Source organism: Pedobacter cryoconitis (assembly GCF_014200605.1).
In the GTDB taxonomy this organism is placed as follows: domain Bacteria; phylum Bacteroidota; class Bacteroidia; order Sphingobacteriales; family Sphingobacteriaceae; genus Pedobacter; species Pedobacter cryoconitis_B.
Map to the genome: position 1 here is coordinate 77251 of NZ_JACHCE010000002.1, position 22689 is coordinate 99939.

At 38.4% G+C, this 22689-nt stretch carries 25 protein-coding genes; 7 read left to right on the forward strand and 18 right to left on the reverse strand.

Annotated elements, in window-relative coordinates; translation table 11 throughout:
* Nucleotides 1–5 precede the first annotated feature (5 nt).
* Genes HDE68_RS06360 through trmB form a run of 3 tightly spaced genes read right to left on the reverse strand, consistent with a single transcriptional unit; the run spans nt 6 to nt 1340 of the window.
* Complete coding sequence (locus tag HDE68_RS06360) at nt 6–347, reverse strand: carboxymuconolactone decarboxylase family protein (RefSeq protein WP_041882030.1); 342 nt, start codon at nt 345–347, stop codon at nt 6–8.
* 16 nt (nt 348–363) lie between these two features.
* On the reverse strand, nt 364–690 hold the full coding sequence (locus tag HDE68_RS06365) for an MGMT family protein (RefSeq protein ID WP_183880123.1): 327 nt from the start codon (nt 688–690) through the stop codon (nt 364–366).
* Entirely contained in the window at nt 690–1340 is a 651-nt protein-coding gene (gene trmB, locus HDE68_RS06370) for a tRNA (guanosine(46)-N7)-methyltransferase TrmB (protein WP_183880125.1), read from the reverse strand. Before trmB ends, HDE68_RS06365 begins: the two co-directional genes overlap by 1 nt.
* Before the next feature lie 138 nt (nt 1341–1478).
* Between trmB and HDE68_RS06375 the strand changes: the two genes are divergently transcribed.
* Together HDE68_RS06375 and HDE68_RS06380 are read left to right on the forward strand one after the other, a co-directional pair.
* Nucleotides 1479–2408, forward strand: a complete 930-nt coding sequence (locus tag HDE68_RS06375; protein ID WP_183880127.1) for a GDP-L-fucose synthase — start codon at nt 1479–1481, stop codon at nt 2406–2408.
* 67 nt (nt 2409–2475) lie between these two features.
* Nucleotides 2476–3408, forward strand: coding sequence for a hydrogen peroxide-inducible genes activator (locus tag HDE68_RS06380; protein ID WP_183880129.1), 933 nt, complete (start codon nt 2476–2478; stop codon nt 3406–3408).
* A 345-nt stretch (nt 3409–3753) separates the two neighbouring features.
* Here the strand turns inward: HDE68_RS06380 and HDE68_RS06385 are convergent, their stop codons facing one another.
* From HDE68_RS06385 to HDE68_RS06395, 3 genes are all read right to left on the reverse strand, one after another.
* Nucleotides 3754–4359 carry a superoxide dismutase gene (locus HDE68_RS06385; protein WP_183880131.1) on the reverse strand — a complete coding sequence of 202 codons (606 nt, stop codon included), beginning with the start codon at nt 4357–4359 and terminating at the stop codon, nt 3754–3756.
* 80 nt (nt 4360–4439) lie between these two features.
* On the reverse strand, nt 4440–4913 hold the full coding sequence (locus tag HDE68_RS06390) for a nucleoside deaminase (protein WP_183880133.1): 474 nt from the start codon (nt 4911–4913) through the stop codon (nt 4440–4442).
* A 5-nt stretch (nt 4914–4918) separates the two neighbouring features.
* Nucleotides 4919–5254: a tRNA-binding protein gene (locus HDE68_RS06395; protein ID WP_183880135.1), complete on the reverse strand. Its 336-nt coding sequence runs from the start codon at nt 5252–5254 to the stop codon at nt 4919–4921.
* Between the two features lie 91 nt (nt 5255–5345).
* Between HDE68_RS06395 and HDE68_RS06400 the strand changes: the two genes are divergently transcribed.
* Both HDE68_RS06400 and HDE68_RS06405 read left to right on the forward strand, forming a co-directional pair.
* Nucleotides 5346–6533 carry a class I SAM-dependent rRNA methyltransferase gene (locus HDE68_RS06400; protein ID WP_183880137.1) on the forward strand — a complete coding sequence of 396 codons (1188 nt, stop codon included), beginning with the start codon at nt 5346–5348 and terminating at the stop codon, nt 6531–6533.
* A gap of 83 nt (nt 6534–6616) precedes the next feature.
* Complete coding sequence (locus HDE68_RS06405; protein ID WP_183880138.1) at nt 6617–7528, forward strand: bestrophin family protein; 912 nt, start codon at nt 6617–6619, stop codon at nt 7526–7528.
* A gap of 3 nt (nt 7529–7531) precedes the next feature.
* On the opposite strand, the gene HDE68_RS06410 is transcribed toward HDE68_RS06405, so the two are convergent.
* The 5 genes from HDE68_RS06410 to HDE68_RS06430 all read right to left on the reverse strand — a co-directional run bounded on the left by HDE68_RS06410 (nt 7532) and on the right by HDE68_RS06430 (nt 11859).
* A complete protein-coding gene (locus tag HDE68_RS06410; protein ID WP_183880140.1) occupies nt 7532–8587 on the reverse strand; it encodes a nucleoid-associated protein in 1056 nt (351 codons plus the stop codon).
* 44 nt (nt 8588–8631) lie between these two features.
* The gene (locus HDE68_RS06415) at nt 8632–9414 is read right to left on the reverse strand and encodes a TerC family protein (RefSeq protein ID WP_183880143.1); all 783 of its coding nucleotides are present in this window, start codon (nt 9412–9414) and stop codon (nt 8632–8634) included.
* Nucleotides 9415–9492: 78 nt separating this feature from the next.
* Nucleotides 9493–10773, reverse strand: a complete 1281-nt coding sequence (locus HDE68_RS06420; RefSeq protein ID WP_183880145.1) for a hypothetical protein — start codon at nt 10771–10773, stop codon at nt 9493–9495.
* Complete coding sequence (locus HDE68_RS06425; protein ID WP_183880147.1) at nt 10770–11312, reverse strand: hypothetical protein; 543 nt, start codon at nt 11310–11312, stop codon at nt 10770–10772. Before HDE68_RS06425 ends, HDE68_RS06420 begins: the two co-directional genes overlap by 4 nt.
* Nucleotides 11302–11859: an RNA polymerase sigma factor gene (locus HDE68_RS06430; RefSeq protein WP_183880149.1), complete on the reverse strand. Its 558-nt coding sequence runs from the start codon at nt 11857–11859 to the stop codon at nt 11302–11304. Before HDE68_RS06430 ends, HDE68_RS06425 begins: the two co-directional genes overlap by 11 nt.
* Before the next feature lie 147 nt (nt 11860–12006).
* On the opposite strand from HDE68_RS06430, the gene aspS reads away from it, so the two are divergent.
* Nucleotides 12007–13752 (forward strand): aspartate--tRNA ligase, encoded by a 1746-nt coding sequence (aspS, locus tag HDE68_RS06435; RefSeq protein WP_183880151.1) that lies wholly within the window; start codon nt 12007–12009, stop codon nt 13750–13752.
* 101 nt (nt 13753–13853) lie between these two features.
* Here aspS and HDE68_RS06440 read toward each other — a convergent pair whose 3' ends face one another.
* Nucleotides 13854–14921 (reverse strand): serine hydrolase domain-containing protein, encoded by a 1068-nt coding sequence (locus tag HDE68_RS06440; RefSeq protein ID WP_183880153.1) that lies wholly within the window; start codon nt 14919–14921, stop codon nt 13854–13856.
* 63 nt (nt 14922–14984) lie between these two features.
* Between HDE68_RS06440 and HDE68_RS06445 the strand changes: the two genes are divergently transcribed.
* Nucleotides 14985–16019, forward strand: coding sequence for a serine hydrolase domain-containing protein (locus tag HDE68_RS06445; protein ID WP_183880155.1), 1035 nt, complete (start codon nt 14985–14987; stop codon nt 16017–16019).
* Between the two features lie 8 nt (nt 16020–16027).
* On the opposite strand, the gene HDE68_RS06450 is transcribed toward HDE68_RS06445, so the two are convergent.
* The 6 genes from HDE68_RS06450 to HDE68_RS06475 all read right to left on the reverse strand — a co-directional run bounded on the left by HDE68_RS06450 (nt 16028) and on the right by HDE68_RS06475 (nt 20653).
* On the reverse strand, nt 16028–16555 hold the full coding sequence (locus HDE68_RS06450; RefSeq protein WP_183880157.1) for a TlpA family protein disulfide reductase: 528 nt from the start codon (nt 16553–16555) through the stop codon (nt 16028–16030).
* Nucleotides 16556–16945: 390 nt separating this feature from the next.
* Nucleotides 16946–17386, reverse strand: a complete 441-nt coding sequence (locus HDE68_RS06455; protein ID WP_183880159.1) for a hypothetical protein — start codon at nt 17384–17386, stop codon at nt 16946–16948.
* Nucleotides 17370–17750: a phage holin family protein gene (locus tag HDE68_RS06460; RefSeq protein WP_183880161.1), complete on the reverse strand. Its 381-nt coding sequence runs from the start codon at nt 17748–17750 to the stop codon at nt 17370–17372. Before HDE68_RS06460 ends, HDE68_RS06455 begins: the two co-directional genes overlap by 17 nt.
* Before the next feature lie 69 nt (nt 17751–17819).
* Nucleotides 17820–18086, reverse strand: a complete 267-nt coding sequence (locus HDE68_RS06465; protein WP_183880163.1) for a YtxH domain-containing protein — start codon at nt 18084–18086, stop codon at nt 17820–17822.
* Nucleotides 18087–18296: 210 nt separating this feature from the next.
* A complete protein-coding gene (locus HDE68_RS06470) occupies nt 18297–19703 on the reverse strand; it encodes a sigma-54-dependent transcriptional regulator (RefSeq protein ID WP_183880165.1) in 1407 nt (468 codons plus the stop codon).
* A gap of 167 nt (nt 19704–19870) precedes the next feature.
* On the reverse strand, nt 19871–20653 hold the full coding sequence (locus HDE68_RS06475) for an enoyl-CoA hydratase/isomerase family protein (protein WP_183880167.1): 783 nt from the start codon (nt 20651–20653) through the stop codon (nt 19871–19873).
* Nucleotides 20654–20986: 333 nt separating this feature from the next.
* Between HDE68_RS06475 and HDE68_RS06480 the strand changes: the two genes are divergently transcribed.
* Nucleotides 20987–22648 (forward strand): glutamine--tRNA ligase/YqeY domain fusion protein, encoded by a 1662-nt coding sequence (locus HDE68_RS06480; protein WP_183880169.1) that lies wholly within the window; start codon nt 20987–20989, stop codon nt 22646–22648.
* Nucleotides 22649–22689 lie beyond the last annotated feature (41 nt).

Here is a 22689-nt window from a genome sequence, read left to right on the forward strand (position 1 = left end):
TTATATTACATGCTTAATTCGTCCCAATATTCCACAGCACGACGGTAATGTGGAATAACAATAGAGCCGCCCACCAGGTTGGCGATCATAAACACTTCATTAATTTCGGCGTCATTTACCCCGGCATCAAAACATTTTTCCAAATGATATTTGATACAATCATCACAACGTAAAACCATTGAAGCAACCAGTCCCATCATTTCTTTGCTTTTCACATCCAATGCACCCGCGGCATAGGTTGTGGTATCCAGTGCAAAAAAACGTTTGATGTTTGTATTGGCAGTCTCCATTATTCTATCGTTCATTTTTGAACGGTAGTCATTAAATTCTTCTACTAATTTGCCCATATAATATTTTATCTGATTACAGCTCTAATGCAGGATCCCAAAAAAGGTTTTTAAAGTCTTTAACTTTGTCCTGATCGATAACTACTCCTTCATTTTCTAACAGTTCCTGCATCAGTTCGGGGGTGGGAAAATGAAACTTCCCTGTAAGTAACCCTTTGTGGTTTACTACCCGGTGTGCTGGTATAGGAGGTAAAGCATCATGTGCATTGTTCATGGCGTAACCTACCAGCCGGGAAGATTTCCCTGCTCCAAGCGCTTTAGCAATGGCCCCATAAGAAGTCACTCTTCCTTTAGGGATTAACCGCACTACTTCATAAACCTGCTCATAAAATGATTGTTCCATTAGTCGAGTGAGAATTGTATGTAATTTATGTTTTTATCTTGTTTTAAATAGATTCTTTCATAATGTGTTTTGATCTTTAGCACATCATCATAAAACTCAGAAGTATATAAGTGATCTGTCTTTTTATAACAAGGCAGATTCAGCTCTTCAACCTTTTCAACTGTATAAGCATATAAACCGTCATTATCGGTCTTCAGGTTAATTTTACCGCCCGGCTTTAGAAGCCCTTTATATTTATCCAGGAAACCAGGAAAAGTTAATCTTTTCTTCTCTCTGCTATCCTGAGGCTGCGGATCAGGAAACGTAATCCAGATTTCATCTACTTCATTTTCGCCGAAATAGGCTGCAATATCTTCAATTTGAATTCTTAAGAAGGCCAGGTTACTGATGTTTTCATCTACTCCTGTCCTTGCGCCTCTCCAGATACGGTTCCCTTTTAAGTCTATGCCTATAAAGTTCTTCTCAGGGAAAAACTTAGCCATATTAACTGAATATTCTCCTTTACCACAAGCCAGTTCCAATACTACCGGATTGTCATTTTTAAAATGCTGTACCGCCCATTTGCCTTTAAGTTCCATTCCCTGCTCCATCTGATAGACGTTTGGAAAGGTATCAATTTCAGCAAATTTCCTTAACTTATCTTTACCCACTATTATTTTTTTTCTGCAAAAATACAATTTAATCTTCTCAGAGCCTATAAACAAATTAAGCCGATGAATTTTGGACAGCTCCCTTGGTTATGCTCACTTCTAATTCGTATTTTTGTATAAATACTACATCAAAACAAATTGGAAAAGAGCGCAAAAATTTATATCGCAGGCCACCGTGGGATGGTTGGATCAGCTATTCAACGTAAACTAACCAGTCAGGGTTTTACCAACCTGGTTATCCGGACTTCTTCAGAGTTAGACCTGAGGAATCAGCAGGCCGTTACAGATTTTTTCGCCCTTGAAAAACCTGATTATGTCTTTTTGGCTGCTGCAAAAGTAGGTGGAATTATTGCGAATAACACTTACAGAGCCGATTTCCTTTATGAGAATCTGACTATACAGAATAATGTAATCCATCAGGCCTATGTAACTGGGGTAAAAAAACTAATGTTTCTTGGTTCAAGCTGTATTTATCCAAAATTAGCTCCTCAGCCTTTAAAAGAAGAATATCTTCTGACAGGCTTACTGGAAGAAACAAATGAGCCTTATGCAATTGCTAAAATAGCTGGTATCAAAATGTGTGATGCTTACCGTGCACAGTATAATTGTAATTTCATTTCTGTGATGCCAACCAATTTATATGGCTATAATGATAATTATCACCCTCAGAATTCTCATGTACTGCCAGCTTTAATCCGCAAATTTCATGAGGCGAAGGTTAATGCGACCCCTGAAGTAATCATCTGGGGCTCGGGCTCACCAATGCGCGAATTCTTATTTGCAGATGATCTTGCAGATGCTTGTTATTTCTTAATGGAGAACTATAACGAACCTCATTTGATCAATATTGGTACCGGAGAGGACTTAACGATCAAGGACCTGGCTTTACTGGTTAAAAAAGTAACAGGATTTGAAGGCGACCTTACTTTTGACAGCACTAAACCGGATGGCACTCCCCGTAAATTAATGGATGTCTCTAAACTGCATAACCTTGGATGGAAACACCAGATTGAACTGGAAGAGGGAATTAACCTTGCTTATCGGGATTTTCTGGCCAAACATATTTAACATATTTTAGCCACAACTCATATAGCTTAAATTTATACATTTGTAAAAGTAAATAAATTTAAGCTATATGACCTTAGTTCAACTGGAATATATTGTAGCTGTAGATACCTACAGGAGCTTTGTTGGTGCCGCTGAAAAGTGCTTTGTAACTCAGCCAACGCTGAGTATGCAAGTACAAAAGCTGGAAGAAATGCTGAATGTGAAAATATTCGACAGAAGCAAACAACCTGTAATACCTACAGAAATCGGTTCTCAAATCATAGAACAAGCCCGCCTGGTCCTACAGGAGAGTCAAAAAATCAAAGAAATTATCAGCAGTCAGCAACAGGATATTGTTGGTGAACTTAAAGTGGGTATTATTCCTACTGTAGCCCCTTACTTATTACCGCAGGTGATCGCTTCAATGATGGAGAAATATCCTGACCTGAAATTACTCATCTGGGAATATACGACTGAAGATATTATTCATCACCTTAAAACGGGCGTACTGGACTGCGGTATCCTGGCTACTCCTCTAGGAGATACTTCAATTACGGAAATCCCGATGTATTACGAGAATTTTGTGACATATATCAGCAAGAACAGTAAGCTCTTTAAGAAGAAAAACATTGATGCCAATGATTTAGAGGATGAAAATATCTGGTTGCTTAACGAAGGCCATTGTATGCGTTCACAGGTACTTAATATTTGCAGATCTACAAAGGATAACCGCTTGCAGGGTTTAACTTATAATACAGGAAGTGTAGAGACACTGATCCGTATGGTGGATATGAATAATGGGGCTACGTTGTTGCCAGAATTGGCTTTGACGGAATTAACTGCTAAACAACTCAGCAAAGTGAGAACGTTTAAATCTCCGGAACCTGTAAGGGAAATTAGTTTGGTGACACATAAGAATTATATCAAGAAAAGGATGTTGAATGCGCTTAAGGAAGAGATTTTGGCGATTATACCGAAGGCGATGAAACAGAAGAAGAAAAAGGATGTCGTAGGGATCTAGAGGGAGGGGTACCGGGCTTCGCAAAAAAAAATTGTACTATATTCAGCCGGCATTACCTTTTCCTGAAGAAGGAAAAAGAACGCTATGTCCTCACATGAGTACAAGTTTTTTTTATATCCCTGCCTGGTTGGTGGTTATTGATTGGTGGCTACGAAAATATAATTATTTGTACCTAACCATCCTTACAGGAACACCTGAAACCTGGCGATATCTCCGGTCCGGATTGCGCCTCAGGGTAGCCTAAAATAAAAGGGAAGGCCGTGTTTTCTGACATCAGCCATCCCTTCAGATGGGTGCGGACAGTAAAACACGGCCTTCCCTTTTATTTTAGAGTTCCTTTAAAGCTTACGCTTTTTTGAAACGTTCTGCAACTGCGTCCCAGTTTACTACATTCCAGAATGCAGCAATATAATCAGGACGTTTGTTTTGATATTTTAAGTAATAAGCATGTTCCCAAACATCCATTCCTAAGATTGGAGTACCTTTAACCTCAGCAATATCCATTAATGGATTATCCTGGTTAGGAGTTGAAGAAACAATTAATTTACGGTCAGCACCAACGCTTAACCAAGCCCATCCAGAACCGAAACGGGTTGCACCTGCCTCAGCAAATTTAGTTTTGAACTCAGCGAAAGAACCAAAAGCAGCTTTAATAGCCTCAGCTAATTCTCCTGTAGGCTCACCACCTTTATTGTGACCCATAACTTCCCAGAATAATGAGTGATTGAAGTGACCACCACCATTGTTTCTTACTGCTGCAGGAAACTTAGAGATATGTTTGATAATCTCTTCAATGCTTTGTGAAGCTTCAGGTTTGCCTTCTAAAGCTTTGTTTAAATTCGTAACATAAGCCTGGTGATGTTTATCATGGTGAATTTCCATGGTTGTTTTATCGATATGCGGTTCTAGTGCATCTGTTGCGTAAGGTAACGCAGGTAATTCAAAAGCCATATTATTGTATATTTAAGTTTAAAAATTAATGGTTCACAAAGATAACATTCGAGGCTAAGTATTGTTCAGTATTTTGTCATTTACCCTCGTTTGTTCTCAAAAAACCGCTTCATCAGTTGTGCACATTCCGCTGCCAGTACGCCTTTTTGTGTCACTGTTTTTGGATGAAGCAAATTAGCATTTTTGCTTGTAAATCCACGCTTTTCTTCTGAAGCCCCATAAACTATTCTGCTAATCTGAGTCCAGTAAGCCGCTCCCGCACACATTACACAAGGCTCAATCGTTACATACAGTGTGCAATCTTTCAGATACTTGCCGCCAAGAGTCAGACTTGCTGCAGTGAATGCCTGCATCTCGGCATGCGCCGTAACATCATTCAGTTGCTCGGTAAGGTTATGTCCGCGTCCAACAATCCTGCCCTTGCAAACCACAATTGCCCCGATAGGAATTTCTTCATTGTCAAAGGCTATTTGTGCTTCCTGTAAAGCAAGACGCATATAATGCTCATCTTCTTTAGGCAAGTCGTTTTCTTCAGAAAAATTATAATAACTCATTTAATCTAACACAATTTACTGCCATTGGGTACTTTCCCCATCAGCGTTGTTAATACAATATTTCCATCTTCATCAGCAAATCCGGTGACTAAAAACTCGGACATAAACTTGCCAATTTGCTTCTTCGGGAAATTAACCACACCAACTATTTGTTTTCCTACTAATTCTTCTTTCGTATAATGGGCAGTAATTTGTGCACTGCTCATTTTTTCTCCATACTCACCGAAATCTACCCTGACTTTATAAGCAGGGTTTCTGGCTTCAGGAAATTCCAGGACTTCTAAAATTGTGCCTGCTCTTAATTCGACCTTCTCAAAATCATTCCAGTCTATATGCTCCATATTTGATATCCAATTTTGTACACCGATAAAATTACGAATCTTCAGCTTATAAAGCCGTATGTTGCGTATTGCTTTTTATTACCTTTGTAACATGATTGATGTTGTACTTAAAAAAGGCAAGGAAAAAGCCGTCCACCAAAAACACCCCTGGATATTTTCAGGAGCGATAGATAAAGTTAAAGGTAATCCGCTAAATGGCGAGGTTATCAGGGTTCTTGCAGCCGACCAGTCTTTTTTAGGTTATGGTTATTATAACGGCCAGTCACGCGTAGCAGTACGTTTATTGGAATGGGAAGAAGACAACATCATTGATAAAGCATGGTATGAGCTCAGGTTAAAAAATGCAATTGCTTCCCGTGCCCACCTGCTTAGCGATCTGGAAACGAATACTTGCCGCCTGGTATTTAGCGAAGCTGATTACCTGCCAGGATTAATCGTTGATAAATATGCCGATTATCTTTCCCTACAGATCCTGAGCGCAGGAATGGAGAATGTTAAAGCTGAACTGATTGAGATCTTAATCGCAGAATTAAACCCTATAGGAATCTTTGATAAAAGCGATGCGAACGCACGTACACATGAGAACCTGGAAGTTTCACAGGGACTGCTTTGGGGAGAAACCCCGCCAGAATTTATTGAAGTAAAAGAAAATGGTGTTCGTTACCACATCAATATCGCAGATGGTCAGAAATCCGGGTTCTATTGCGATCAGCGCGATAACCGTGAAATCCTTGCTGCTTATACAAAAGATAAAGAAGTACTGGATTGTTTCTGTTACAGCGGCGGGTTCACTTTAAACAGCTTAAAACATGGTGCTAAACATCTAACCAGTGTAGACAGTTCAGCGTTGGCCATTGAAACGTTAAAACACAATCTTGGTTTAAACGGATTCATGGAACATCAGCAAACCAGCATACAATCTGACGTAAACAAACAGCTCCGCACTTTTAAAGAGGAAGGAAAGCTTTTTGATGTGATCGTCCTTGATCCGCCAAAATATGCCCCTTCAAGATCTGCATTGGACAGGGCTGCCCGTGCTTATAAAGATTTAAACAGATTAGGGATGTTATTGCTTAAAAAAGGCGGTATCCTGGCTACATATTCCTGCTCCGGAGCCGTTGATCTGGAAACTTTCAAACAGATTATTGCCTGGGCAGCATTGGACGCAGGCAGAGAAGTACAAATCATTAAACAATTTCATCAGCCGGAAGACCATCCTGTAAGAATTTCCTTTCCAGAAGGAGAATATCTTAAAGGTTTATTATTGAGGGTATTGTAATAGAAAAAAAAGCATTTTATTCATAGGGGTAGCAAACAAATTTGCGTTTTGTTTGTAGATTAGACAAAACGCAAATTTCCCGAATGCTAATAGTACATAATATCCGGTTAAGCCGTATTCTAAGGAATACATGGCAAGTAGACCTCATCATGATCTTTTCCTGCACAGGAGCTTATCTTACCAGGGCATTCCTGATTAAACATAACTTTGAGATCCCATCTATCATTCCTACCGTTTTAGGTACAGCAATAGCTTTTTTTATTGGATTCAATAATAATCAGGCTTATGACCGGTGGTGGGAAGCCAGAAAAATATGGGGTGCGCTCGTCAATGATTCCAGATCATGGGCAAGAAGTGTCATTACCTATATCTCTCAGAATGAAGTCAGCAACCAGGATTTTAAAGCAATAAAAGACAGAATGGTCCGCCGGCATATCGGTTTCCTATATGCACTTAAAGCCAAACTCAGGGATGCTGTTGATGAAAACTATCAGCAATACCTGGATGAAGCAGATCTGCAGGAAATTAATCTGCACAGTAATGTACACAATGCAATCCTGACACTGCAATCCAGAGACTTACAGCAATTGAGTAAAGATGGGATGATAGATGGCTTCCGTTTTATGGAGCTGAACCAGCTACTGGTTAAATTCTCTGACCATATGGGCAGAGCGGAAAGAATCAAAAACACTGTTTTCCCAACCACTTACAATTATTTCACCAAAGTCTTTATCTGGTTATTTGTCGTTTCTCTAACACTGGTAGTGAGCCATGAAGCAGGTGTATGGGCAATTTTTATTGGCTGGCTGGTAGGCTTTGTTTTTGTTTCCACACAAATCAATGGAATGAGCCTGATTGATCCTTTCGAAAATAACTCATCCTCAGTTCCACTGAACCAGATTACCAGAACTATTGAGATCAATTTACTGGAAATGATAGGTGCCGAAAAAATTCCTGCACCTGTCAAACCTATTAATGACGAATATATTCTGTAATTGCTATTCTTCTTCTTTAAAGTAAACTTTATAATAGTTCATAGACTTATCGTCATCAAAACCTTTTTCTATGAGCTCTTTGTTTCCGTGAATATAGATATGGAAGTTTTTATCCAGTTTTAACACACTTTTGAATGCTTTGGCTTGTTTTTTAACCGCAGCTCCCGAAATATCAAAACTATCAGGTATAGGGGTTTCGAATTCTTCTTCGTAATTCTTTTTATAATTTTTGAAAGACTCGATCCCATCTTTATTCCCAATCACTTCGTTAGAGAACTCATCCATATCAAAACTCTCCTTCTCTTTGAAATACTTCATGGAGCGGTTCAGCAGATCTATCTTATCAGCTTTAGTAATATCATACTCCTGATCGAGTTTGTCTGTTACAAAGCTTTTATATACCCCTAATACGTTCTTTGTCTGATTATAATTATCATTTCTGACTTTGAGCTTTAAAAACTCGTCTTTCCAGTACACAGCTTCATTACTTTTGTTGGTCTGATCTATAACAGCAACTTTATAGCCTTCTTCTTTTTCAGTATTAAAGATAATGCATCCTTTATCAAGTTTATTGATATTGATCGCATCTTCTTCATAACTCAGTGCAAAACCTGCCTGCTCGGGATAAACCTTCAGGTAAGTTTCTTTTGTCTCTGATTTAAAGATCCCAATGGCATCATGCAGCTCTCCTTCAATCTGTACGTTTTCAAAATAGGCGACATACAACTCCCCTGCTTTAATTTTAGGATGGTTAGAGGTATCGTAAAGAAATTTTGCCAGCTGCTCACTATTTTTATGAAAGTGCTCTCCATTTTCAAATACCTGCGCAATGAAATGGTAAACCTCATTCAGATTCAAGTCGTCATTCGGATGAAAAAAACGGAAAATCTCATTAACCTTTTCATAAGGACTTAAAAAATATTGGATCAGCAGGTTTTTTAACTGCTCATCCTGAATTTGCATCGAAGCTTCAGATAATACATAAAACTCATCTTGTGCCTTATTACCAATTCTATGTATAGAAAGCTCTGCTAGAGAGGCTTCTGGAAAATAAATCATATACGCTGTAATTTATAGCTGTGTTAACGGGATTGCAAAAATACTTATTTTTCTTCTTTTGCAGTATTCCTGAGCGCTACAGGTTTGGTAGATTTCTTCTTCATTTTCAGATTCAGCAACTCTACCAATACAGAGAATGCCATTGCAAAATAAATATATCCCTTAGGAATATGCTGATCCAGCCCTTCAGCAAGCAACGAAACACCGATTAACAACAGAAATGAAAGTGCCAGCATTTTCACCGTTGGATGATTATTGACAAAGTCACTGATCGCATTTGCCGAAACCATCATGATAATCACAGCTATAATTACCGCAGCAATCATAATCTGAACATGATCGGCCATACCTATTGCAGTAATGACAGAATCTAAAGAGAAAACAATGTCCAGTACAAGGATCTGTGCAATTACACCAGCAAAAGAATGTACTTTAACCTTCCCTTCTTCTTCCTCTTCCCCTTCCAGCTTCAGGTGAATTTCATGGGTACTCTTATAAATTAAAAACATCCCCCCTAAAATCAGGATCAGGTCACGGCCCGAGATAGCCAGTTTTTCCAGCCATTCTTTATTATCCAGGTTAATCCATTCGCCAATATTAAATAATGTGGCAGTAAGGCTCATCACCCAGCTTAAAGATAAAAGCAATAATACCCTGGTAATCATAGCAAGCCCTAATCCCAATTGCCGGCCTTTCTTTTGCTGATGTGCAGGCAATTTTCCAGAAAGGATGGAAATAAATACAATGTTGTCAATTCCCAGTACAATTTCCAGAACAGTAAGGGTTAACAGCGAAATCCAGGCTTCGGGTGTACTAAAAAATTCCATATATTAATTGTTTTGCCGTAAAGCTAAAAAAAAAGCTTGTTGAATTAATCAACAAGCTTCGCACCGATTAGTTTTTTCTTATCTAAAGGTAACAGATCCATAATCGGCATTTACACGAATATTTGATCTTCCGCCACTCCCGATTTTACCAGTATAGGTTTTTGAATTATCGTCATCCTTAGAATCTCCCTGACGCATGGTTACTTTATCTCCCGATTTAAATCCGCTATAACTGGTTTGCACATTGAAATCACCATTAAAAGAATCGGAGAAATTCAATTTCGAGTCTACATAATCTGTATTGATAGTTAAGTTTTTACATCCTGCCCCTACTTCTGTAACTTCAAAATTATTATAGCTCATTTTGAAGTTGCCATCACCTCTTAAGTTCCCAACATTTACATTTGCATATTGCGCTTTAAGATCTAATTTACCTACCGTACCTATTTTAATATTATTGTATTGCTGTCTGATTACTGCATTCCCTTTGATATTATCAATCCTGGCATTTGCATATTGTATATCCAGATCAAGATTATTAACATTTGCAATACTGATTCCCGATCCATATTGTTGTTTAATTACCGCATCCCCTCTGATATTATTAATTGTGACTGTAGCATACTGTGCATTCAGATCCAGTGTTCCTGCTGCTGCGATAGTTACTCCTGAGCCATATTGCTGCCTGATCACCCCTTTATTAATTTCTGCAATAGTGGTTTTACCATACTGAACGGATACATAATTGTTTACACTGGTCAGTTTGCCTGCATTAAAATCCCCATACTGTACCTTGGCATAAAGAGGTCCTGCAAAATCTTCCATATTGACGTTACCAAATTCCTGCGTTAAAGTAAGAGAGTTTGTCGCTGGCAGATAAACCACGTAATTTACTTTTACCTCTCTTCTTCGATTCCGCCCCGACCACATATTCCGTTCACCTATAGTTGTTTTACAAGTGACCTGGTCACCGTTTTTCTCGGCAGATACATTGACCTGGTCAATCAGTTTCCCGGCTTCTTTATCTTCATTGCTATAGGCTTTGATCGAAACATCTATTTTCACTTCCTTCTTATCCCAGATTTTAATCACCATTCCGCCATACTGATTGTGAAGATTTATTTTATCTGAGGGACTCAAAGAGAAACTCTTACTGATGTACTTTGACCGCATCGAATCATCTCCGTTTTGCAAACCAGTGTTTTGTTCAGGGCTATTTCCAGAAATGGTTGTATTGGTATTCACGCTGGAACTTACCGCATAAACAGGGGCCTCATTAATAACCATACCTGTTTCACTTTGCGCATTAGCCATACTAAATGAACACAACAGAGCTCCTGCAAGGATCAACTTTTTCATATACTATTCTCCTTTTTATATTGACTGACTTCATTAATAATGAACAGCTGCTGATTTAACAGCTGGATTTGTATTTCCAGATTTCTGACCATTGCCTTTACAACCATTTGCTGATTTGGACTTCCTGCCATTTCTTTAGTCAGCCCTTCATAGGTTTTATTCAGGACTTCGAAATCTGCTTTAAATTTGCGGTAGAGTTCAGGGTTTGTTTTCGCAAAAGCCTGTAAACTATCTTGTTTCTGTTCAATCAGGCTTACAAACTTAACTTGTTTCTGTGCATATACAGGATTCACATCTGCTACACTTAACCGCCCTCTTTTTGCTGGAATAACATACAGGAAGGTAACAGCCAGCACAACTATAAATGAAGCCGCTATTCCAGCCCATAGTTGTATATTAAACATCCTTTTATGTTTTTTTTTAAGCTGTTCTTTTTTATCCAGCTCCGCTTCGATTTTATTCCAAAGACCTGCTGAAGGCCTGTCGGTATCAAACTCCCGCTTGTTGTCCCTGATAAAATCTTCCAGTTTAGTACTCATCTCTTGCTCCTTTCTTTTCTAATATATTTCTCAATTTCATTTTTGCTCTCATCAATTGTGACCGGGAAGTAACTTCCGATATTTTAAGGATATGAGAAATCTCTTCATGATCATAACCTTCAAATAAGTATAAAGTAAGCACTACTCTATAACCATCTGCCAAACCCTGTACTGCAGCTTTTACTTCCTCTACCCTTAATTCCAGTTCTTCCTGATCTGCTGATTCCTCTGCCGGAATTTCTACGCCATCCAGGCCTGTAAATTCAACTTTCCTTTTTCGCAGACAGTTAATTGACTTGTTAACGATAATCTGTTTTAACCAAAGGCCAAAAGTGGTATCTCCTCTAAAATCGCCAATCCGTAAAAATGCATCCAGGAAAGCCTCCTGTACAACGTCTTCTGCTTCAGCTTCATGGTTGACAATCCTGAGCGCTGCACTGTACATAGCTCTTTCATACAACTTGTATAATTCAAATTGTGCCGGTCTGCTTCCCTTTCGGCAAGCATTAACCAAGTCAATATTTTTATCTATGTATACTGCTTCCAATGTCTTCGTATTCGTTATAAATGACAGGATGATTTTCCAAACGTTGCATCTTAATGAAAAAACTTTTCAATATACCCCGTTAAATCAACAACCGTTTATAATATATGGCTCAAAATGAATATTTTTGCGGCTTAATCCGATGAAAAAATGTTAAGAACAACAACTTGCGGAGCGCTGACGATTGAGAATCTAGGCGAAAACGTAGTTCTGTGCGGTTGGGTACAGAAATCCAGAGACTTGGGAGGAATGACTTTTATTGATATCCGTGATCGTTATGGTATCACCCAATTGGTTTTTAATATGGATGATAACACTCAACTCTGTGAGAAAGCCCGCAGTTTAGGTCGCGAATTTGTGATTAAAGCAAGCGGACTGGTTGTTGAGCGTTCCAATAAAAACCTGAAAATGCCAACAGGAGAAGTGGAAATTAAAATCACTGACCTTGAAGTATTGAATGCTTCTAAGATCCCGCCATTCTTAATTGATGATGAGACCGATGGTGGAGATGATTTACGCATGAAATATCGTTACCTGGATCTGAGAAGAAATCCGGTAAGAAATAATATGGTTCTGCGTCATAGAATGGCACAGTCTGTAAGAAGATATCTGGATGCTTTAGATTTTATCGAGGTGGAAACTCCTGTTCTGATTAAATCTACGCCTGAAGGCGCAAGGGACTTCGTGGTTCCAAGCCGGATGAATGCTGGTGAGTTTTATGCTTTACCTCAATCTCCTCAGACTTTTAAGCAATTGCTGATGGTTTCTGGTTTTGACAGATATTTCCAGATCGTAAAATGTTTCAGAGATGAGGACTTACGTGCTGACAGACAGCCTGAATTTACTCAGATTGACTGTGAGATGTCATTTATTGAGCAGGAAGACATTCTGAACACATTTGAAGGACTGATCCGTACTTTATTCAAAGAGGTTAAAAACTTCGATTTACCTGAGGTTCCAAGAATGCAGTATGCTGATGCAATGCGCTGGTATGGATCTGATAAACCTGATACGCGTTTCGAAATGCGCTTCGTTGAATTAAACGGGGTAGTCAAAGGGAAAAACTTCCCTGTCTTTGATAATGCAGAACTGGTTATCGGGATCAATGCAAAGGGCTGTGCACACTATACACGTAAGCAGATGGATGAACTGACCGACTTCATTAAACGTCCGCAAATCGGAGCTACAGGCCTGATTTATGCAAGACACGGTGAAGATGGGTCAATCAAATCGTCTGTTGACAAATTCTATACAGAAGAAGATTTAAAACAATGGGCTGAAGCTCTTCAAACTCAACCAGGCGATTTAATGTTGCTGATGGCTGGCACTAAAGATAAAGTACGTAAACAATTAAGTGAATTACGTCTTGAAATAGGTACCAGACTAGGCTTAAGAGATAAAAATGTATTCAGCGCTTTATGGGTACTTGATTTCCCTCTTTTAGAGTGGGATGAAGAATCTGAGCGTTACCATGCTATGCACCACCCTTTTACATCACCTAAACCAGAAGATATCCCTATGCTGGATACTAATCCTGGTGAAGTAAGAGCGAATGCCTATGATATGGTCGTTAACGGAACTGAGATTGGTGGTGGGTCTATTCGTATCCATGACCGTACGCTGCAGGCTTTAATGTTCAAACATTTAGGCTTTACTGCCGAAGAGGCTCAAAAACAATTCGGCTTCCTGATGGATGCTTTTGAATTCGGAGCTCCTCCGCATGGTGGTATTGCTTTTGGTTTTGACAGACTTTGTTCAATTTTCGCTGGTTTGGATAGTATCCGTGACGTGATTGCTTTCCCTAAAAATAATTCGGGAAGAGATGTGATGATTGATAGCCCTTCGACTATTGATGAGAAGCAATTGAAAGAGTTAAAAATAAAAACTAATTTATAAGGAGTATTTCAGGAGGTGTTAAATTCTCCTTTCCTTAAAAATCAAAAAGCCTTTCAGTAGATACTGAAAGGCTTTTTGATTTTTAAGGAAAGGTTTTCTGCTTATAAAAAAGACGGGACAATATATTTAGCCAGAATTTCGAAAGCCTGTTTACTTTTAAATGAGCCATAATTTCCCTGTGCAAAAACAATGGTCAGATCTAAATCCTTTAGCATAAAAATATATTGTCCCCCATTACCAGAAGCAAACAATAGATCCTTCTGAAAGTCTTTTGTTTTCAGGAGTTCGCGATACCAATAAAATCCATAATACGCTGGCTGAGGAAGTATGAGCTGACTTCTGCTGGATTTAGCGAAAGAGAAATCAGGAATAGGAATATCACATTTTGTGGACTGGCTGATCCATTGCTCAGAGATAACCCGTTTACCTTTCCAAATTCCATTTCCATTGACAAGCTGCCCCAATTTGATCATATCCGATGGGTGTATATAAAAAGAACCGCCCGTCATCCCATGTCCTGCCGGGTCAACTGTCCATTTATAATCTGAAATTCCGAGTGGTTCAAATAAATACTTCCTGGAAAACTCCATAACCGTCATTTTTGCAGCTTTACTAATAATACCGCTTAAAATCATTGGATCAACGGAAGTATAAGACCAGGCCTCTCCAGGTTTATATTTCATGGGCAGGTTCAGGGCGAACTTCACCCAGTCTTTACTCAGGCTCATCTCCTGCTCACAATCTTTAGTACCATTAAACTCCTCACAATCGAATCCCGATCTCATCTCAAGGAGGTTTTTAATTGTCATCTCCTTTTTGAGCTTATCGTTTTTAAAAAACGGATACTCCGGAAAGAATGAATAAACCTTCTGATTGATATCTTTAATCAGGCCCCGATCAATTGCAATCCCGATCAGCAGGCTTGTCACGGATTTAAATGAAGAGCGGGAATCCTGTAAAGAATCCTTAGAGAAACCGTTAAAATAATGCTCATATATCGAATTACCCCTTTTAAAAATCAGAACACTATTGATTTTTGGATATTGTCCATTTTCAATTGCGCTGGTCATCTGCGTTAAAAGTGGATTCTTATTTACTTCCCCATCCTGTGCAGCAGCAGTTAAACCAAACAATAAAAACAATACACATATAATTATTATATTCTTCATTCCCCTAAGTTATATAACATTACCTTCACGTTAAACAACAATCCTCCTCAATCTTCTAATTATATGCCTTTTAACAGATTTAGCTGTCTTTTACTCCTGATTTTAATAGTCAGATCAACCCCTTCTTTTTCGCAGTCAGCGGCCCCTGCTTTTCAGCGCATTGATTCGCTATTGAAAGCAAAAAGCTCAAAACCATTTAATGGGGTAATCATCATTGCTAAAGAAGGAAAAACACTGTATGAGAACCAAAATGGATCTCCTGTACCGGGTCAAAAGAAGCTATTTAAGGAAACTGATCAGTTTGTTATTGGCTCTATCAGTAAACAGATCACGGCCGTGCTGGTCTTGCGGGAATTGGATAAGAAAAGACTAAATCTCCGGGACCCTATCAGAAAATATCTTCCTGAATTAGAAATGCCATGGGCAGACACCGTTACCATTCACCAGCTATTAACCCATACCCATGGAATTACGGCTCTTAATGAGCCCCTGGCTTATCCTGCTGGCACTAAATTCAATTATTCTACTATCGGATATCAGTTACTGGCAAAAATTGTGGCTAAAACATCAGGAAAATCCTTTCCGGAGTTATCCGATGAGCTATTTATTACTTGTGGAATGGAAAACACTTTTGATTCCAATCTGAAAAAACACAAAAGGCTTGTCAACGGATACATTGAAAAAGAAAATGGGAAACTGCACCTTCAAACCAGCCCGCTGAAAGACTTTACACCAGCAGCAACCTTCATATCGACCGCAAGAGATTTAGTCCTTTGGAACACCGCTCTGCACTTAGGAAAGCTGCTTTCACCTGAAACCTATCAACTGATGATTACACCATATGCTACCCGTCAGCATGCCTTTCTGGGAAAAACTGATTACGGCTATGGACCTACGATCACCACTACTGATAGGCTGTTACAAATTGGTCAGACAGGGTATATCCCTGGATTTGTCTCAATGGACTATTATTTCCCCAAGACAAAAACCAGCATCATCATGCTGGAGAACACTGCCTGGAGTTTAGATGATCTTTCAAAAACCTTTAGTTATCATTTACAGGCTTTAAAGTTTTTGAAAGAAGCTTTACTAAAGTAATTAAGAAACTACCTGGCAGAAACTTTTTTAAGGTGGGTATCAATCAGTTCAATCATAGCTGCAAACTCTTTAGGTTCATAACCTATAGACTGATAAATGATTTTCCCTGTTTCATCAACGATAATATTTCTGGGGATGGATTGCAGGGCAAATTTTTTAAATATACCTCTATCCACGTCTGGAAGAATAGGAAACGTAAAGCCTTTTTTCGCTTTAAAAGGGATTAATTTGTCCCATCCTTCTTCCCTTCCAAAAACAAAAAAGGCAAAACCAGGATTATCCTTATACTTCTCCCATATACGTTTTTGAACTTCCGGAAGCTCCGCATTACAAGGGGGGCACCACGTCGCGAAAAGATTAATCAGAATTAACTTTCCTTTATAATCATGAATAGAAACCGTCTTTCCTTTCTCAATTTCGAAATTAAAAACCGGAACAGCATCTCCAACCTTAGTTATTGTACCCTCATCCTGCTGTGCAAAAGAAACAAACGGCAGCAAAGCAAACAGTACAATAAAATATTTTAGCTTTCTCATCAGGATATATGTTTATACACAATAATACCAAAATAAAACTATTTACCCACCACTTTCTACCCTCTATTTCTACAGCAGGCAATACATTTCGCAAAGCAAAACCAGTATAAAACAGACTGGTTACCCCCATGTTAACCAGGGTATGAACCCACCTTTTTGCAGTAAATAGGCCGACTCATCATGGACTTGATGTCTATCTATTTCTCCTCTACGTTTCGCCAACCTGTTTCACCTCCCAATTTGACTTCTTTCTCCAAATCCGCATTAGATAAAAATTTGGCCTTTAAAAAAAACAAGGCTGTATAGTTTGTCAACATTGGCCATCTCTTCAGATGGGCGCAGTTGACAAACTATACAGCCTTGTTTTTTTTACCCGTACTAAGACTTTAACTAAAAGGTCTCACTATCCGCAGGAATCCCATAATCTACAAATCCAGGTCCTTTTTCTTTTTTCTTTTTCCCTGTAAACAATCCTTTAACGCTATTAAATATTGCAGAAAGATGTTCTGCATCCAGCGTCTTGCCAACCTTACTCGTTGCTAATCCTACCAATGCTTTTGTAACAAAGCCAGAGCCTTTAAACAGCGTGCTATTCATCAGAATAGGCAACACCATAGACATCAGTTTACTACTGATATTCAATTTATCATCAACCTTTAAAAATGCAGATGGTGTAGCATATTTTTTAATCAGGCTACCAAAAGTAAACTGTTTTAAATAAACCTTTACATCGTCCTTTATCATCTCTTCCTGCATCTTATAGTCTACCTTAAGACCAATCAGTCTTACGTTAAGATCCTGCAGGTTATTGATTTCATACTTTTTGCTCATCTTCCTCGTCCTCCTGTAGTTTTTTAAAATATTTCCTGATTGTGAAGTTGACAATAGCCTTTTCAATGAATTTCTCTTTGGTTACATATACAATAACGGCTAAAAAAAGATAAAGCAGTGAAACACAACCAAAGCCTGCTGTATAACTGGCAAAAAGAGTAGATAAGAACAGAGCAAGCGTAATTGTTCCCAAAATAAAGGCCAATACAAAACATACAGCCACAATAGCATTGGTGACAAGATCAGCAAACACTTTCGATGATCTTTTAATTAACACCAGACGTGCATACTCTAAACGTGTATCCACATATAGCTTAGCTTCTGAGAATATTTCTTCGATATTCTTTTCTTTCTTTTCCTCCATTGGTATTCAAAATTAACTTATGATGTAACCTGTAAGGTTACTCGTAATCAATATATCAGGCGTATTTGCCTAAGCGTGTTCAGCATCATCTACAAATTCTTCTTCAGCTTCATGCAGTTTACTTTTTACAGAACTTACTACTTTATCTTTCAGGCCAGTCAGATGATCAATTTCATCAGCTGCTCTTTCTTTTAATGCATCACCAAGTTCTTTTAATGACTGATTTAATCTATCACGAGTCTCACTTCCTTTTTCGGGTGCAAACAACAATCCCAATGCTGCACCAGCAGCCAAACCCGTTAATAATCCAATTAATACTTTTGAGTTATCGTTCATGACTTTAATTTTTATGTTTAATAATTGATTTTGTAGTGATGTAATAGATAGTAGCTGATATTATTTTGTTATAACTCTTTAGTCCTGTGAATTGTTTTAATCTTCTGAGAATTTAGAAGAATAGCCGCTCCTCCGACAAACACCAAAGAGAAACCAAAGGAGCAATGACAAACATTATCCTCTGATTCATAAATACAAAAAATAATTTGGCTAGGTATCCAGATTTATTGCCTTCATCTTATTATAAAGGGTTTTTCTATCTATATTTAATATTTTGGCAGCTTTTGTTTTATTGAAATTTACTTCCCGCAGAACTTTCAATATCGCTTCATACTCTGCCTCTGAAGCTGCATTTTTCAAGTCCCTTGACTTCTCATGGTTCCGGTGAATTGTATTTTCAATAGCAGTAACCTTGGCATCTGTAGAAATTTCAAGTGGTAATGCTTTAAGCTGAATTTCATCAGATTCAGTAAGTAATGTTGCTCTGCGAACCACATTTTTCAGTTCCCTGACATTTCCCGGCCAGTTATAACTCAGGAAGCACTCCTCTACATCTTTAGAGAATCCCATTACATTTCTGCCCAGCTCTTCATTAGCGAAATCAAGAAAAGTTTTTGCGAAGATCATAATATCTTTTCCTCTCATACTTAATGGGGGAAGATTGATAGAGAATTCATTGAAACGGTGATATAAATCCTCTCTGAAGCGGCCTCTTTGTATTGCAGTGGCCAGATTTTCATTCGTTGCAACAATAATCCTGACATCAAGATCAATCTCTTTAGTACTTCCAATACGTTTAATCTTTCTTTCCTGAACAGTCCTGAGTAAAGCAGCTTGTAAATCATAAGATAGATTGCCTACTTCGTCCAAAAAAAGTGTTCCGCCGTTGGCCATTTCAAAATGCCCGATTTTTGTATTCAAAGCACCTGTAAAAGATCCCTTTTCATGACCAAAAAACTCACTGCCAGCTAATTCTTTCGTTAATGAACCACAATCCATAGCAACAAAAGGATTATCTCTTCTGGGACTGTTTAAGTGAATAGCTTTTGCTACAGACTCTTTTCCTGTACCACTCTCACCAGTTAAAATTACGCTGTAAGATGTTGGAGCTACTAATTGGATCTGCTTCAATAACTCTTTCGAAGCCTGGCTTTGTCCAGCCACAAAATTCTCCACCTGATTGTAAACAGGTTTCGAAGTTTTTGCCTTTTGCACCTCAGATCTTACGCCTTCGGCCGTAGTATCATTCAGCGCTATTTGTGTATCTATAGCTTTATTTATTGTATTTAAGATTTCATCTGGATATAAAGGCTTGGTAATATAATCGTAAGCCCCTAATTTGATGAGTTCGACAGCAAGTTTGATATCCGAATAGCCAGTAATTATAATTACACCTGTTTGAGGATAATTCTCTTTGATTTTAATGAGCATCTCCTTTCCATCGGTATCTTCCAGCCTGTAGTCACATAAAACAAGGTCATATTGTTCTTTAGTCAGATAATCTTGTGCAGAAACGCCACTGGTTGCAGTATTCACACTAAACCCATTTCTGGTTAAGAATTTTGACAGTAATAAACCTATATTAATTTCATCATCTACTATTAGTATTCTTTTCATATCTCGCAACAAATTCTAAACTTATTAGATGATAAATATAAAGAAATATTTTATATGGGAAATATTTTCTACACTTATATATTCATATTCCCCTTATTCGCATACTTATCCCCTGAGATGCATGATATCATCCCTCAACAAATTTTAAACCATTTAAGATTAAGCAGTTATCTGCCTTTGAAATTTGCACGACGCTTTTCAAGAAAGGCACCTGCACCTTCTTTGAAATCTTCTGTGTCAAAACATTTACCAAATTCTTCAATTTCAACCTCAAACCCGTTTACCCCCTCATTTACAGCGGCATTAACACATCTTATCGCTGCTGCTATTGCAAGCGGTGCACGCTGCCTGATTTTGTTCAGAATCTCTTCAGCTTTTGTAATCAGCTCTGCAAGAGGTACAACATGGTTTACAAGGCCTATTTTCTCTGCTCTGTCCGCAGTAATCATATCAGCTGTAGTAATTAACTCTGTAGCTCTCCCTTTACCGATCAGTTTTGTCAATCTTTGTGTTCCGCCATAGCCAGGAATCAGTCCAAGGGTAACTTCCGGAAGGCCCATTTTTGCTGTATCAGCAGCCACACGAATATGACAGGCCATTGCCAGCTCCAGTCCACCGCCCAGGGCGAAGCCATTTATTGCCGCAACAAAAGGTTTAGTACAGTTTTCTATCGCATTAAAAACATTTACTTGTCCGCTTCTGGCCAGGTCTTCTCCCTGTTCTGTATTATAAGTTGAAAACTCCGATATATCTGCCCCTGCGACAAATGCCTTTTCACCGGCACCCGTTAAAAGAACCCCTCTTACTTCTTCTGTTTCTGAAGCAAAAACGATCACATCTGCCAGCTCAGCAAGGGTTTCCTTATTAAGTGCATTTAATTTTGACTCCCGGTTAATAGTTACGTAAAGTATATTCGCTTTAAGCTCTGATATTAGATTCTGATAGATCATAATTTAAAAATTTCTGTGTTCGTTAACCCTATCGCGGATATAATCAACGATAGTCATGATTGTTGTTCCGGGTGCAAATAATTCCACCACCAGTTAATATTACATTATTAAGTTACATTTGTTTTATAAACGTATATAAATCAATCGATACCAGCATTAAGCAGAAAGATTGCAATCAATTTACCCTGTAGTCATGCCCATCCAGACTGAATTGACTATTAAAACAGGAACAGGTCTATTTAATGTTTTGCTCATTATTACACCGATAATCTATCGTAAATGTAAGTAAATTAGCTCTTTTATATTAACTTTGAATATAAATTTACAGTTTTTATGAGTGAGGAAAGATCATTGAACTTTATTGAAGAGATCATTGAAAACGATTTAAATAGTGGAAAGTACAAAACTTTAGTTACACGTTTTCCACCTGAACCTAATGGATATTTACATATCGGTCATGCTAAGGCTATTTGTCTGAACTTTGGATTAACCCAGAAATATGGTGGTTATACCAATCTGAGATTTGATGACACAAATCCTGTGACGGAAAAAACTGAATATGTGGACAGCCAGCAGGAAGATATCAGGTGGCTGGGTTTTGAATGGAAACATGAATTATATACTTCAGATTATTTTGACACCCTATATGATTTTGCTGTTAAACTAATAGAAAATGGTCTTGCATACGTAGATCATGGCACTGCTGATGAAATAGCTGCCCTTAAAGGCACGCCAACAGAGCCAGGTAAAGATAGTCCATACCGCAACCGCAGCGTTGAGGAGAACCTGAGCTTGTTCAGCAGTATGAAAGCTGGTGAATTTGAAGACGGGGCCTGCATTCTGCGTGCTAAAATTGACATGTCAAGTCCTAATATGCTGATGCGTGATCCGATTATTTATCGTATTAAACATGCAGAACATCACCGTACAGGTAACAAATGGTGTATCTATCCAATGTATGACTTTGCGCACGGCCAGAGTGATAGTATTGAGGAAATTACACATTCTATATGTACTCTTGAATATGTATCTCACCGCGAACTGTATGACTGGTTTATCGCACAACTGGGTATTTTCCCTTCACACCAATATGAGTTTGCCCGTTTAAACCTTACTTATACAGTAATGAGTAAACGTAAATTGCTGCAATTAGTGAATGAAGGCGTAGTTACCGGATGGGATGATCCACGCATGCCTACTATAAGCGGATTGAGAAGAAGAGGTTATACCCCGGAAAGTATCCGTGAATTTTGTGAAAGAATCGGAATTGCTAAAAGAGAAAACCTGATTGAACTGAGTTTATTGGAATTCTGTATTCGTGAGCATTTAAATAAAACAGCCAACCGTGTAATGGCAGTTCTTGATCCTATTAAATTAGTGATTACAAACTATCCTGAAGGTAAAGAGGAAATTCTGATTGGTGAAAACAATCCTGAAGCTGAAGATAAAGGCGGTGTGAGAGAAATTCCTTTCAGCAATGAGCTTTGGATCGAACGTGAGGATTTCATGGAAGAGCCTGCTAAAAAATGGTTCAGACTTGCGCCTGGTGCAATGGTAAGGTTAAAGAACGCTTACATTGTGAAATGTGAAGATTTCAAAAAGGATGCTGATGGAAACGTGACTGAAATCCACTGTACTTATATCCCTGAATCTAAAAGCGGTGAAGATACCAGTGAAATCCATGTGAAGGGAACAATCCACTGGGTGAGTACCAAACATGCTAAAACTGCTGAGATCAGAGTTTATGACCGTTTATTCTCAGTAGAGTCTCCTGACAGTGAAGAAGGTGATTTCAAAGATTATCTGCATCCTGATAGCGTGAAAGTTATTAAAGAAGCTTATATCGAACCTTATCTTGCAGGTGCTGACCTTGAATCAAGATATCAGTTTATCCGTAAAGGATATTACTGCCTGGACAAGGATTCTACTACCGATCATTTGGTATTCAATCAAACTGTTGGTTTGAAAGATGCCTGGGCAAAAGCGAAAAAATAACTATTAAAATGTCCCTGATTTTCTAAATCAGGGTTTAAAAT

Coding starts and splice junctions, on each gene's coding strand:
- HDE68_RS06360 (WP_041882030.1), bottom strand. CDS start 347: ATGGGCAAATTAGTAGAAGAATTTAATGACTACCGTTCAAAAATGAAC.
- HDE68_RS06365 (WP_183880123.1), bottom strand. CDS start 690: ATGGAACAATCATTTTATGAGCAGGTTTATGAAGTAGTGCGGTTAATC.
- HDE68_RS06380 (WP_183880129.1), top strand. CDS start 2,476: ATGACCTTAGTTCAACTGGAATATATTGTAGCTGTAGATACCTACAGG.
- HDE68_RS06385 (WP_183880131.1), bottom strand. CDS start 4,359: ATGGCTTTTGAATTACCTGCGTTACCTTACGCAACAGATGCACTAGAA.
- HDE68_RS06390 (WP_183880133.1), bottom strand. CDS start 4,913: ATGAGTTATTATAATTTTTCTGAAGAAAACGACTTGCCTAAAGAAGAT.
- HDE68_RS06395 (WP_183880135.1), bottom strand. CDS start 5,254: ATGGAGCATATAGACTGGAATGATTTTGAGAAGGTCGAATTAAGAGCA.
- HDE68_RS06400 (WP_183880137.1), top strand. CDS start 5,346: ATGATTGATGTTGTACTTAAAAAAGGCAAGGAAAAAGCCGTCCACCAA.
- HDE68_RS06405 (WP_183880138.1), top strand. CDS start 6,617: ATGCTAATAGTACATAATATCCGGTTAAGCCGTATTCTAAGGAATACA.
- HDE68_RS06410 (WP_183880140.1), bottom strand. CDS start 8,587: ATGATTTATTTTCCAGAAGCCTCTCTAGCAGAGCTTTCTATACATAGA.
- HDE68_RS06415 (WP_183880143.1), bottom strand. CDS start 9,414: ATGGAATTTTTTAGTACACCCGAAGCCTGGATTTCGCTGTTAACCCTT.
- HDE68_RS06420 (WP_183880145.1), bottom strand. CDS start 10,773: ATGAAAAAGTTGATCCTTGCAGGAGCTCTGTTGTGTTCATTTAGTATG.
- HDE68_RS06425 (WP_183880147.1), bottom strand. CDS start 11,312: ATGAGTACTAAACTGGAAGATTTTATCAGGGACAACAAGCGGGAGTTT.
- aspS (WP_183880151.1), top strand. CDS start 12,007: ATGTTAAGAACAACAACTTGCGGAGCGCTGACGATTGAGAATCTAGGC.
- HDE68_RS06440 (WP_183880153.1), bottom strand. CDS start 14,921: ATGAAGAATATAATAATTATATGTGTATTGTTTTTATTGTTTGGTTTA.
- HDE68_RS06445 (WP_183880155.1), top strand. CDS start 14,985: ATGCCTTTTAACAGATTTAGCTGTCTTTTACTCCTGATTTTAATAGTC.
- HDE68_RS06450 (WP_183880157.1), bottom strand. CDS start 16,555: ATGAGAAAGCTAAAATATTTTATTGTACTGTTTGCTTTGCTGCCGTTT.
- HDE68_RS06455 (WP_183880159.1), bottom strand. CDS start 17,386: ATGAGCAAAAAGTATGAAATCAATAACCTGCAGGATCTTAACGTAAGA.
- HDE68_RS06460 (WP_183880161.1), bottom strand. CDS start 17,750: ATGGAGGAAAAGAAAGAAAAGAATATCGAAGAAATATTCTCAGAAGCT.
- HDE68_RS06465 (WP_183880163.1), bottom strand. CDS start 18,086: ATGAACGATAACTCAAAAGTATTAATTGGATTATTAACGGGTTTGGCT.
- HDE68_RS06470 (WP_183880165.1), bottom strand. CDS start 19,703: ATGAAAAGAATACTAATAGTAGATGATGAAATTAATATAGGTTTATTA.
- HDE68_RS06475 (WP_183880167.1), bottom strand. CDS start 20,653: ATGATCTATCAGAATCTAATATCAGAGCTTAAAGCGAATATACTTTAC.
- HDE68_RS06480 (WP_183880169.1), top strand. CDS start 20,987: ATGAGTGAGGAAAGATCATTGAACTTTATTGAAGAGATCATTGAAAAC.